Here is a 13,034-nt window from a genome sequence, read left to right on the forward strand (position 1 = left end):
TTTATTATGACAAGCTCCGCTAGAAGCTATTCACCCTTTTAATCTTCTTTGAGCAGGCAGTTCCACACCTCAAAAAAACATCACAAAAAAACGCTATTTGCGTGCATGGAGTTGTCATATTTAACAACTCATCATGCGTACAAACAGCGTTTAAATGGAATGCTGATAAAAGATAATGCTCAGGAGCTAACTTTATTTTGCTGATATTGTTCCATTGAGATAAGTACCTCACGGGGCTTACTTCCCTCGTAAGGACCGATGACACCGCGGGCTTCCATGGAGTCAATCAGTCGGGCAGCACGTGTATAACCGATCCGCATACGGCGCTGAAGGAGCGAAACGGAAGCTTGTTTAGCCTCCAAAATGATGTTGACAGCCTGATCATACAGCTCATCCAGCATTTCATCCGCATCAGTGGATACCTCTTCCACCTCAGGCACAAGCGTTTCATCATACTGAGCTTCACCCTGTTCACGCACATAGTTAACAATGTTTTCCACTTCCTGATCACTCATAAACGCTCCCTGAACGCGGACTGGTTTGGAAGCCCCCATCGGCATGAACAGCATGTCACCACGTCCAAGCAGTTTCTCAGCACCGCCCATATCCAGTATGGTGCGGGAATCCACCTGCGAAGAAACGCCGAAAGCAATACGTGAAGGAATATTGGCTTTAATAACCCCTGTAATTACATCAACCGAAGGTCTTTGTGTTGCAATAATCAGATGGATGCCTGCTGCACGCGCCATTTGGGCAAGTCGCGCAATCGCATCCTCCACATCTCCTGCAGCAACCATCATTAAATCTGCCAGCTCGTCCACAATAACGACAATGTAAGGCAGAAATGCATCCGGGTTATCCTTCATCAAATTGTTGTAGCCCTCAATATTACGGGTGCCTGATTTGGAAAACAGCTCATATCTTTTTTCCATTTCAACTACGATTTTCTTCAATGCCAGTGAGGCACGCTTGGGATCAGTCACGACCGGAGCCAATAAATGGGGGATTCCGTTATACACGTTCAACTCCACCATCTTGGGATCAACCATCAGAAATTTCACCTCATCTGGCTTCGCTTTGTACAAAATACTCGTGATAATCCCATTGATACACACCGATTTACCCGAACCCGTAGCTCCAGCTACAAGCAGATGGGGCATCTTAGCTAAATTACCAACAATCGTTTGTCCTGCAATATCACGGCCAAATGCAATCGACAAATTGGAAACTGATTCCTGGAAAACTGTCGTTTCCATTACCTCACGCATGGTTACGATAGAAACTTCATTATTCGGAACTTCTATTCCTATGGCGGACTTGCCGGGAATAGGTGCCTCCATACGGATATCCTTTGCAGCAAGCGCAAGTGCAATGTCATCCGTCAGACTTACAATCCGGCTAACCTTCACGCCAATGTCCGGCTGGATTTCATAACGTGTGACGGCTGGACCACGTACAACCTCCAGCACTTTCGCCCGAACACCGAAGCTTTCCAGCGTGGCCTCCAGCTTGCGTGCTGTTTGCATGTAATCCTTTTGTCCCATACCTTTGCCTGCATTTTGCGGTTTGGCAAGCAAACGGAACGATGGAAGCTTGTACGGCTTAGGCGGTGGTGGAGCTGGAATAGCTACATTGTTTCCTTCAGCTTCTTCGCCTGTCAATCCATTAGCAATCGTCTGAGCCAGCTCCTGAGCTTCTTCTGATGTCCCATGGATCGTTGCCGAATCATTTATATTTATATTCGTATTCGCATCGGCATCCATAAAATTACTATCCAGAGGTTCATCAATGGAATCGTTCCGCACTCCACCTGTCAGGGAGTCTTCAAGTTCAGCCTCTGATCTTTTTTCCTCATTTTTCACTTGTTCGAAGAAGTCCCTAATGATTGGCGATCTTTTTACCGGAATTGAGGCTTCCTGCTCAACGTGTTCGATTACGTCAGACAGCTCTTCTCCCTGATTGCCATTTCTCCACTGAGGCTGCACGTCACCAGCCTCATATAGAAGATCATGTTCATCTTCATCCGCATGTGCAGTTTGCTCTTCCTTGTCCGCCTTATCTGTATTTTTAAGGCCAAACAACTGAAAGAAAATTGGCTGCTTGCGTGCTGGAGGCTGCATTTCATCAAAATCATCATCCATATCCTCTTCATAGGCAGGAATAGGCTCAGATTTGGGTTTTCTATTTCCACTGCCTTTGCTAGATGCAGAAAGCGGAGTGGCTTTACCAGTCCATTTTTTCCGCACGCTTCCCCCGGCTGTCAGTAGCTTGGTCTTTACAATCCGCACTAAATCCACATAAGACAGCTGGGTCATCAGCATAAAACAAATGACGAACATGACAATCATGATCAGCTTAGCTCCTGTGAGACCAAACAGCCACAACAGAACGGTAAGCTGTAATGCGCCAACGTAGCCCCCGCTAATATCCTTATTCAGCATCGAGGTATGGCCTTGCTGATCAGGCGACAGCAACTGCTCACGCATATCTATATGTATCTGGCTCATCACTCCGCCCGGCTGAAGCGCGTTAATCGGTCCCAAACGCTGCTCCATAGATGAAATAGAACTCATAAGTGTAAAGGCAAATACCAACAACAGCAAACCCGTCTTCCGTGAGTTCCACTGGTTCGGCCACTTGCGGTGAATCATCACCATCAGACCATAATAAATGCCAATCAGGGGAATCACAAAATAGAATTTCCCCAGTACAAGCCCAAACATCTTGGATAGCGACCGACCAACTGCCGCTTCACCCGATAACGCAATGACCGCCAATGTAATCAGCACAATGCCGTAAATTTCATATTTTAAAACTCCGCCAAATATGGCTTTCTTTTTTCTTTTTCTTCTTCTGGACATACAAGGTCACCCCCCAGAAGAATATTATACCACGTCACTCGCTATCCGCACATATGTTCTTTTTCAGCAGCAAATGACCTATTTCTGTACTATTCGACAGCTTCTATGACCACTCAATGATCTGACCTGGTCCATAACGAGGATTGAGGTAGGCATCCAATGGACAGTCCAAGAGCCTTACTATGATCCCCCTACGACTTTCAAGCGGCTGTACCTGCATAAGCAGACCATCTACCCGGACCTCTACAAGCTCCTCTGCCTCCTTCCACATACCTTCCCACACCAATTCCATTGGCATTACAGTATATAGTGTCATTGGGGCAGCTCCTTGCTGTGCTCACTTGAAAGGGTTCCTGTAGGGGTGCCTGTGGCATTGGGCGAAAAAGGTGCATAAGGGGGCTGCTGTGGAGTCCCTGTCATGCCGTTCTGCTGACGGCGCGTCTCAATGATGGTATTCAACTGTTTCAGCGCCTCTCCTATACCACCAACCGCATCCATCAAACCGTATTTTACTGCATCAATTCCTCCGACCGCTGTACCAATGTCGCGGTTTAATTCACCAGTTTTGAACATCAGTTCCTTAAACCGCTCTTCTGTAATGCGAGAATGAGAAACGACGAAGCGGACGACACGCTCCTGCATTTTTTCCATATATTCAAAAGTCTGTGGGACTCCGATGACCAGGCCGCTCATACGAATTGGATGAATGGTCATCGTCGCACTCTCGGCAATATAAGAATACGTAGAAGATACAGCAATCGGCACACCGATGCTATGTCCACCTCCTATAACAATGGTCACTGTTGGTTTACTCATCGATGCGATCATTTCTGCAATAGCCAGTCCTGCCTCTACATCACCACCAACTGTATTCAGCAAAATCATTAATCCTTCGATACGTGGGTTTTGCTCTGCCGCTACCAACTGCGGAATAATATGCTCATATTTTGTTGTTTTGTTTTGAGGCGGTAAGATGAGGTGTCCTTCAATCTGACCGATAATCGTCATACAAAAAATATTGGACTCGCTTCCGGGCATGGAGGTTTGACCCAGCTGCTGTAAAGCCTCCATAGCAGGTAAAACGGGTCTTTGTCCAACCTCTGGTTGTTCTGGCGCTTCCGTTTCCTCGTTGCCAGAAGATAAATTGCTGTAATGTTCCATATGGGTGATCTTCCTTTCGCTATACGCATCTATGTGCCCCGTCTTCACCCTATAGTATGGGATGGAAATGGAATATTTTATACCCACCTCCATGCCTTTCCTCGACCCTAAAATCAAAAAAAGCCTCTCTTTCCGCGGAAACCGTCCAATATTTCCTGCGGGAAGAGAGGCGACTGTGTGCCTGTGACTTAAGTTTTTAATTCAAGTTTTTGAACATATTTCAATCGAATCACACTTCCATTATAATTGGCAGAATCATCGGTCTGCGACGAGTTTGCTCATACAAGAAGCGACCCAGTGCATCCTTGACATTTGTCTTCAGGGAAGCCCATTCATTTACATTTTCACTCATGAGCTTATGCAGTGTACTTGAAACAATACGATTTGCTTCATCTAGCAAACCTTCTGATTCACGAACATACACGAAACCACGGGAAATGATATCTGGGCCTGACTTAATCGTCCCATCTTGCTTGCTCAGTGTGACAACCACTACCAAAATACCGTCCTGTGACAACAATTTGCGGTCGCGCAACACGATATTTCCTACATCTCCTACACCTAGTCCATCGATCAGTACGTTACCTGCTGTAACTTTACCAGCTCTGCGTGCTCCGCCATTCTGAATTTCAATGACTTCACCGATATCCGTGATAAAGATATTTTCAGGCTCGATACCTACTCCTTCAGCCAGAAGAGCGTGACGACGTTGCATTCTGAACTCGCCGTGAATTGGCAAGAAGAATTTTGGTTTCATCAGATTCAGCATCAGCTTGAGTTCTTCCTGGCTGCCGTGTCCAGAAACGTGGATACCAGGATTAGCTGCGCTGTAGTATACATTGGCACCCAGACGGAACAGCTCATCAATAGTGCGTCCAACATATTTTTCATTACCTGGTACCGGAGTAGCTGCGATGATCACTGAGTCCCCTGGAAGAATATCTACCTTACGATGCGTAGAACGAGCCATTCTTGTCAAAGCGGACATCGGTTCACCTTGACTACCTGTGCAGAGAATAACTACGCGATCCGCTGACATTTTACCAACTTCTTCAGGCTCAATCAGCATTCCATCTGGAATTTCCAAGTAGCCCAAATCAGAAGCAATACCTACGACATTAACCATACTGCGACCAATCACCGTTACTTTGCGTCCGGTTGCCTCAGCAGCATTAATGACCTGCTGAATGCGATGTACGTTCGAAGCAAAAGTGGCTACGACCACACGCTGTCTCGACTTGCGGAAAATATCTTCCAACACAATGCCAACGCTCTTTTCCGAAGGTGTAAAGCCCGGTTTTTCGGCATTGGTACTGTCTGACAATAGAGCCAATACGCCACGTGTGCCAATCTCAGCCATACGCTGCAAATCTGCATATTGTCCGTTCACCGGAGTATGATCAAATTTGAAGTCTCCTGTATGAACAACAGCGCCTTCAGGAGTATCAATGCAAACACCTACTGAATCAGGAATACTATGGTTGGTTTTGAAGAATGTTACTTTCAATGTGGAGCCCAGTTTGATTTCGGAATCAGCATTGATCAAAATACGTTTGGTTTCACCAAGCAGATTCGCTTCCTTCAGCTTGTTTTCCACCAGTCCCAGCGTCAATTTGGTACCATATACAGGTACATTCAAATGTTTCAGCACGTAAGGCAAACCGCCAATATGGTCCTCGTGACCATGAGTCAGCACAATGCCTCTTACTTTGTCGCGGTTCTCTGTAAGGTAGGAAATATCAGGAATAACGATATCGATGCCAAGCATGTCCTCTTCCGGAAATTTCAGACCGGAATCCACCACGACAATGTCATTGCCGTATTGAACGACATACATATTTTTCCCGATTTCACCGACGCCGCCCAAAGCGAAAATCATCAATTTATCGTTGTTTGTTTTTTTAGACAAATGAATCTAAACCTCCTATGGTAGTTGGACGTCGTACCTTGATTTGTTATTTAATTTTCAAAAAAATACCGCACCCAGTCACTTGACCCCATTATACATGATTAAAATACGAAAAAACAAGTCATCCTGTTCGTTACGCTAGGTTTCCCATTGCCTTCCCAAACCATAAGTAAGTGTCATTTTATCTACATACCTGATTAACAGCATAGCAAAAAGGACGTTCTATAAGAACGCCCTTCATGCCAGAGGACCTTGTCAGACAATAACCGAGTCGGTGTTGCACCTACCGACTGCCCTTAACAAGGGTACTCCTTATATTTATAAACATCTTACAGCTATTTCTTTTTAGCGGGTAAATAAATTCTTAATAAACTTCGCTTCATCTTCGGTAGGAGGAATAAGCGGCAACCGAACTGAACCTACCTTAATCCCTCGTAATTCTAATGCATACTTTACAGCCACCGGATTAGGTAGAGGATGAGGACAGCCGAACATGCCCTTAAAAATTGGGAACAACTGCTGATGCAGTTTGGCTGCCTCCTGCGCGCGTCCCCCTACAAATGAATCCAACATCCGCTTCATTTCTGCACCTACCACGTGGCTCGCTACGCTGATAATGCCATAAGCACCTACAGCCATGGCTGGCAGTCCGGATGCATCATCCCCGGAATAAACCAGAAAGCCTTCTGGTGCTGACGCTGCAATCTGTGTGACCTGTGCAAGTGATGCACATTCTTTGGTTCCTACAATGTTCGGAATTTGTGCAAGTCGCAGTGTCGTTTCAGCTGTTAGGCTGGCTCCGGTACGGCTTGGAACATTATACAGTATAGCTGGAAGGGATGTGGAGTTTGCAATACTTTTGAAATGCTGATACATCCCTTCCTGATTCGGTTTATTATAATATGGCACTACCAGCAGCACACCGTCTGCTCCCGCCTGCTCCGCAGCACGGGTGAGATGGATGGAATGACGTGTATTATTGCTTCCCGTCCCGGCAATAATTTTACATCGCCCAGCTGCTTTTTCTACAACAAATGCAAACAACTTAATTTTTTCATCATCGCTCAGGGTAGGAGACTCCCCTGTTGTTCCAGATACAACAAGTGACTCTGAATGCTGTTCTTCTATTAAGTAATCAATCAACGAGGACAATGCAGTCCAGTCAATCTCTCCTTGCTGATCAAAAGGTGTCACCATTGCGGTAATCAATCTGCCGAAGTTCACCATGCTGCCTCCTTTTTTTGCAAGTCCGAGCACGGACAATGCGCCTATTGATGGAGTTCAAATTTATTATGCAATGCGCGTACAGCCTGCACCATATCTTCCTTTTTAACAAGTACCCAGATCGTGGTGTTGGAATCTGCCGATTGAAGGATCTGTACGTCTGATTCTGTCAATGCCTCCACAATTGTCGCCATAATACCTGGTACCCCGTTGATACCACCGCCTATGACCGAAACTTTAGCACATCCGGCCAGTATCTTAGGCTCTAGTCCTAAACCGTTAAGTACTTCAACCGCTTTGCTTCCATCATTATCAAATACGGTATAAACCGCCCCTGATGGAGTTACGTTAATAAAATCAACGCTGATTCCATGTTCAGCCATAGATTTGAACACTTGTAATTGCAAGTGCTCCAAACCTGACTTTAATTCAACAGTAATTTGAGTAACATTGCCGACATACGCAATACCGGTCACGAAACGGTCTACGATATCTGCCTGCACGTCTTTAAAGCCTTCTGGGTGGGTAACCAACGTCCCCTCTCCTTCGGAGAAGGTTGAGCGAACCCGTACCGGAATATTCGCCTGCATGGCGATTTCAACAGCACGAGGATGGATCACCTTGGCTCCCTGATGAGCCATATTACAAATTTCTGTATAGCTAACATGTGCAAGCGGCTTCGCATTTTCCACAATACGCGGATCAGCGGTTAATATACCATTCACATCTGTATAAATATCCACCATATCTGCATGTAGAGCAGCCCCCAGCGCCGTAGCTGACGTATCGCTGCCTCCCCGACCAAGGGTAGTCATATCACCATCAGCAGTTTGTCCCTGAAAACCTGTCACAATGACAACTCTGCCTTGGTTCAGCTCTTCCACAATCCGGTCTGGCTTGATATCCAAAATGCGAGCATTGCCATATTGATCATCCGTAATAAAGCCTGCCTGTGCTCCAGTCAGCACCGTAGCAGGAATACCTTCCTTCTCCATCAGGCTGCATAACGTAGCGGCAGAAATGATTTCACCACAGCACAGCAGTAAATCCCGCTCGCGCTTAGGAAGACTGTCACCGTTAGAAGCCGCCCAATCCAGCAGCGTGTCCGTTGCATAGGGCTCTCCTTTTCTCCCCATGGCCGACACAACAACAACCAATCGAAGATTTTGCTCCAGCTCCCGCTTCACATGTGCCAGCACAAGTTGACGCGCTTCAGGTGTGGACAGCGAGGTTCCCCCAAATTTTTGCACCAAAATACCCATTATTTTTCCCCCATATTACTCCCTGCTTTAGGAACGTTACTCCGCCTTTGCAGCAATAATTTCCGCGATTTGCACCGCGTTCCATGCCGCTCCCTTGAGCAGATTGTCGGATACGACCCACAAATTCAATCCACGGCTATTGCCCAAATCACGACGTACACGCCCTACGAATACGTCAGGTTTTCCTGCAGCTTCGGATGCCAACGGATAAAGCTGGGCAGTAGGATCGTCTACCAGCGTTACTCCAGGTGCGGAAGCCAGCAGATTACGAACTTCTTCTAGATCATAATCATTTTTAAGCTCTACATAGACAGATTCCGAGTGACCATATACAACAGGAATACGAACGCACGTTGCCGTTACGTCTACAGAATCGTCACCTAGTATTTTTTTCGTTTCGCGTACCATTTTCATTTCTTCCAGTGTATAACCATTATCCTGGAATTTATCAATTTGCGGAATAGCATTGAAAGCAATCTGATGCTTTACTGGCAACGAACCTACCGGCAGCAAATCTGGCTGAACTTCATCACCGTTAAGAATGGCTGCGCTTTGACGATTCAATTCATCAATAGCACGGCTTCCAGCGCCGGAAACGGCCTGGTACGTGGATACTATGATACGAGAAATGCCATACTGATCATATAATGGTTTCAAAGCAGCTACCATCTGAATGGTGGAGCAGTTCGGGTTCGCGATAATTCCCTGATGCTCGGCAATTTTGTCGCTGTTCACCTCAGGTACTACAAGAGGAGCTGTCGGTTCCATTCGGAATGCGTTGGTGTTGTCAATGCAAACTGCCCCATGACGAACAGCATGCGGCGCCAGTTCCTTACTCACGTCTCCGCCTGCACTAAACAAAGCAATGTCGATTCCTTCAAAGCTGTCGGGGGTAGCAATCTCTACTGGAATCTGCTGGCCTTTAAAGCTAATTAACGTGCCGGCAGAACGAGGCGAAGAAAGAAATTTGATTTTGTCCACAGGAAAATCGCGTTTTTCCAGCAGATTTACGATCTGTTCCCCTACAGCGCCTGTCGCTCCAACGACAGCTACATTAAACTTTCTATTGCTCATCTGGTGTATCTCCCCTTCTCGACTAAAAAACCATTTTTTATTCTGAAAGCATCCACCGCCAACAAGAAATTAGACCCGATGGATTATCGAATCATCTTCTAGGCGAGGGATGCTCAGCAGTTAATTATAGTACTTCATGGGGTCTTGCGTTCCACAATCATCGGCTGAATCTGCCTGCCCTGCAATGCTTCATAGGCAGCCTCGGGAATCAATTCCATATTGGCTACAAGCGAGTTCGGCTTTTTAACTGGATTATCCTGTCCGAACGGCACAAAAAAGATGTTCTTGGCTACTAGTAACTTGGCGATATTGGCAGCATTTAGACCAAGTCCATCATTAGTAGATATGGCTAAAAGAAGTGGACGGCCGTTGCGTAATTGCGCCTTGGCAGCCATCAAAACCGGACTGTCCGTCATCGCATTCGCTAACTTGCTCATCGAATTCCCCGTCAAAGGTGCAATCACCAGCACATCGAGCATTTGGGAGGGTCCCAGTGGCTCAGCCTCCACAATTGTAGAAATGATATCATTCCCTGTTATATCTTTCAACTGTTTTTGCCAACTTTGCGAAGTACCGAAGCGAGTATCCGTTGTTAGTACGGTATTGGATATAATGGGAACGACCTTCGCACCCTCATCAACAAAGCGCTGTATAACAGGCATTACCTCTTCAAATGTGCAATGTGAGCCTGTAATAGCATAACCTACCGTTTTCCCTTGCCAACTCATTGTGCATCCCCCCGATCAGGATTATCTTCCATTAACAACTGCACCAGCGTATTCGCTATAATGGTACCAGCAGTTTTGGGAGCAACAATACCGGGAAGACCGGGGGCAAGCATAGCCGTAATTCCACGCTTTTCCGCATACCGGAAATCACAACCGCCTGGGGCGGAAGCAAGATCTATAATCACGGTACTCAGTGGCAATTTAGACAGAATTTGCGCTGTGATAATCATAGAGGGTATCGTATTAAAAATCAAGTCAACTCCCTTTGTCTCATTCGCTAAATCCCTTGTCATAAAAGGCTTCCAACCCATCTCCACGGCTCTCGCTGCATCCTCCGCCCGCCGTACTCCAACTTTCACTTTGGCTCCCAACCCCTGTAGTGCCTTTGCCATGGTAAATCCAGTCCGTCCCATGCCTAGAACCATACAATCTGCACCATGGATCGTAAAATCAGTATGCTGAATTGCCATCATCAGTGCGCCTTCAGCCGTAGGTATAGAATTGTATATGGCCACATCATCTCTCTCCAGCAGCTCAACCAGCTTCAATTCATGCCTGGTACAAATTTCTTTTAAGTACGCTCGCGCCATTCCTGTATATACAACGCAATGCGGTGGAAGAGCAGCAGCATGCTCATTCAGAAACTGGAGCTTTTGTGCTCCGAAAAGTGCATTCACGTTGCCTTCCTCATCGCATCCCACCACTGGCAGAATCAGTGCGTCTGACGATTCCAGCAGCTTGACAGACAATGGCTCTAATGTGACTCCTTTGAGTGGTACTTCGAGCTTGTCAAAGCCGACCACAGTGACAGTAGCATCCATGTCGACACATTTGCGGATTACCTCAAGCTGCCTCGCATCGCCACCCAAAACAACGATGCGCATTCCTGTTAGCATCCGGATCACTCCTTTCCGAGACACGATATGCTTTTATTCTATGCAGATGCCCGGGAAGGGGTGAAAAAACACAAAAAAAGCCGCCCCTCTACGGAACGACTTTTATGTGTATGCTTACTCTTAAGCGAGTAATATTGAAGCTTCCTACAAAATGGACAATTGTATTACACTGCATGCAAGTGAACCGTAGACTCAGCGTCCTGTATGACCAAAGCCTCCAGCACCGCGTACAGTTTCAGACAAATGGTCTACTTGTTTTAACTCCACCTCAGGCACAACCTGAAATACCATTTGTGCAATTCGCTCATTGCGCGTAATGGTGAACGGTTCCTCGCCTAAATTGATAAGAAGCACCTTAATCTCTCCACGATAATCTGCATCAATCGTTCCAGGCGTGTTAAGACAAGTAATACCATGCTTGAGAGCCAGTCCACTACGCGGACGGATTTGTGCCTCTAATCCTGCTGGCATAGCTATTGCAAATCCAGTTGGAATGAGACAACGTTTGCCAGGTTCCAGAACCAAATCCTCCTGTACTGCTGCATACAAGTCAAATCCCGATGCAAGCTCTGACATTTTGCGGGGGAGCTCAATATCTTCATTGCCCCCGAGTCTGTTAATTTCAACGTAAGTTAACAAAATAGTCCCTCCTCATATCCTTAACCGCTGAATCGCTCGCTCCGACCATTGACAGAGCAAACGGCTCCGAAAACATCCGATCCAGCACTTTGTTCACATCATCAGCCGTCACTTGTTCGATGTGTTCGATCATTTGATCCAGCGTATAATGCTGACCCAACATTAACTCATTTTTTCCAAGACGGTTCATTCGGCTACCCGTACTCTCAAGGCTTAAGATCAGACTTCCTTTTAGCTGCTCCTTGCCTTTACGAAGCTCATTAGCGTCCAAACCATTGATAGCCACATCTCGTAACAGCTCCAGCGTCAAATCGAGCACATCCTTTGTTTGCTTAGGAGCGGTACCTGCATAGATTGTGAACATTCCACTATCGGCATGGGAGCTATGATAGGAATAGACCGAATAAGCCAGTCCGCGTTTTTCACGAATTTCCTGAAATAAACGTGAGCTCATGCCCCCGCCGATCGCGTTATTCAGCAAAACCATAGCATACTGGAGATCGTCGCCTATTGCAAATCCAGGCAGAGATAGACAAATATGATTCTGCTCCGTTGCTTTCTCATGGTACAAGAGCTGACCGTTAAACGCAGGTACTGTCAGTGGCGTAACGGTTCCGTGATTATCGAAATGCCCAAAATGTTGCTCCAGCAATTCTACAAGACGATCGTCAACATTACCAGCTACACTGATAACTGTATTGTCGATTGTATAGTGCTCCTTCATATAATGGCTGAGATGTGAGCTATCCATAGCTAGCAGGTGATCTTCGGTTCCGAGAATCGGATAAGCCAGTGGGTGTTCGCCATAGGCCGCCCGAGATACAAGATCGTGCACCATATCATCCGGTGTGTCCTCGTACATGGAGATTTCCTCCAAAATCACATTTTTCTCTCTTGCGAGCTCTTCCTGATCCAATTTGGAATTAAAGAACATATCAGACAGTACATCGACTGCGATCGGTAGATGCTCATCTAGCACTTTCGCATAATAGCACGTATATTCCTTCGAAGTGAAAGCATTAACATTTCCTCCGATGGCATCGAATTGCTCAGCGATTTCCTTAGCACTAAAACGCTCTGTTCCTTTGAAAAGCATGTGTTCAATAAAATGAGAAATACCGCTATTGTCAGGTGTTTCGTTCCGGGAACCGGTTTTAACCCAGATGCCGAAAGAAACAGAACGCACGGTTGGAATTTTTTCGATGACCACTCTTAGGCCGTTTTTGAGTTGAATTCTTTCCACGCTTGGCCCTCCTAAACTGAATTGCATACTTTGCCAT

At 46.3% G+C, this 13,034-nt stretch carries 11 protein-coding genes; all 11 read right to left on the reverse strand.

Going from position 1 to position 13,034, the window contains the following annotated elements; translation table 11 throughout:
- Nucleotides 1–179: 179 nt before the first annotated feature.
- Nucleotides 180–2,861 (reverse strand): FtsK/SpoIIIE family DNA translocase, encoded by a 2,682-nt coding sequence (locus HFE01_RS15435; RefSeq protein ID WP_167438448.1) that lies wholly within the window; start codon nucleotides 2,859–2,861, stop codon nucleotides 180–182.
- Between the two features lie 103 nt (nucleotides 2,862–2,964).
- Nucleotides 2,965–3,177 carry a YlzJ-like family protein gene (locus HFE01_RS15440; RefSeq protein ID WP_019687008.1) on the reverse strand — a complete coding sequence of 71 codons (213 nt, stop codon included), beginning with the start codon at nucleotides 3,175–3,177 and terminating at the stop codon, nucleotides 2,965–2,967.
- Entirely contained in the window at nucleotides 3,174–4,022 is an 849-nt protein-coding gene (locus tag HFE01_RS15445; RefSeq protein ID WP_017427948.1) for a ClpP family protease, read from the reverse strand. Before HFE01_RS15445 ends, HFE01_RS15440 begins: the two co-directional genes overlap by 4 nt.
- Nucleotides 4,023–4,251: 229 nt before the next feature.
- Nucleotides 4,252–5,931 (reverse strand): ribonuclease J, encoded by a 1,680-nt coding sequence (locus HFE01_RS15450; protein ID WP_013370737.1) that lies wholly within the window; start codon nucleotides 5,929–5,931, stop codon nucleotides 4,252–4,254.
- A gap of 345 nt (nucleotides 5,932–6,276) precedes the next feature.
- Nucleotides 6,277–7,158 (reverse strand): 4-hydroxy-tetrahydrodipicolinate synthase, encoded by an 882-nt coding sequence (gene dapA / locus HFE01_RS15455; protein WP_016820993.1) that lies wholly within the window; start codon nucleotides 7,156–7,158, stop codon nucleotides 6,277–6,279.
- Nucleotides 7,159–7,199: 41 nt separating this feature from the next.
- A complete protein-coding gene (gene dapG / locus HFE01_RS15460; protein WP_016820992.1) occupies nucleotides 7,200–8,417 on the reverse strand; it encodes an aspartate kinase in 1,218 nt (405 codons plus the stop codon).
- Between the two features lie 36 nt (nucleotides 8,418–8,453).
- Nucleotides 8,454–9,491, reverse strand: coding sequence for an aspartate-semialdehyde dehydrogenase (locus tag HFE01_RS15465; protein ID WP_016820991.1), 1,038 nt, complete (start codon nucleotides 9,489–9,491; stop codon nucleotides 8,454–8,456).
- A gap of 134 nt (nucleotides 9,492–9,625) precedes the next feature.
- A complete protein-coding gene (locus tag HFE01_RS15470; RefSeq protein ID WP_016820990.1) occupies nucleotides 9,626–10,219 on the reverse strand; it encodes a dipicolinate synthase subunit B in 594 nt (197 codons plus the stop codon).
- A complete protein-coding gene (dpsA, locus tag HFE01_RS15475) occupies nucleotides 10,216–11,115 on the reverse strand; it encodes a dipicolinate synthase subunit DpsA (protein WP_107734223.1) in 900 nt (299 codons plus the stop codon). Before dpsA ends, HFE01_RS15470 begins: the two co-directional genes overlap by 4 nt.
- A 192-nt stretch (nucleotides 11,116–11,307) precedes the next feature.
- On the reverse strand, nucleotides 11,308–11,754 hold the full coding sequence (gene dut / locus HFE01_RS15480; RefSeq protein ID WP_016820988.1) for a dUTP diphosphatase: 447 nt from the start codon (nucleotides 11,752–11,754) through the stop codon (nucleotides 11,308–11,310).
- Nucleotides 11,738–12,997 (reverse strand): M16 family metallopeptidase, encoded by a 1,260-nt coding sequence (locus HFE01_RS15485; RefSeq protein ID WP_107734224.1) that lies wholly within the window; start codon nucleotides 12,995–12,997, stop codon nucleotides 11,738–11,740. The genes dut and HFE01_RS15485 overlap by 17 nt, the downstream gene beginning before the upstream one ends.
- Nucleotides 12,998–13,034 lie beyond the last annotated feature (37 nt).

Source organism: Paenibacillus sp. EKM10P (assembly GCF_011800655.1).
Taxonomy (GTDB): domain Bacteria; phylum Bacillota; class Bacilli; order Paenibacillales; family Paenibacillaceae; genus Paenibacillus; species Paenibacillus polymyxa.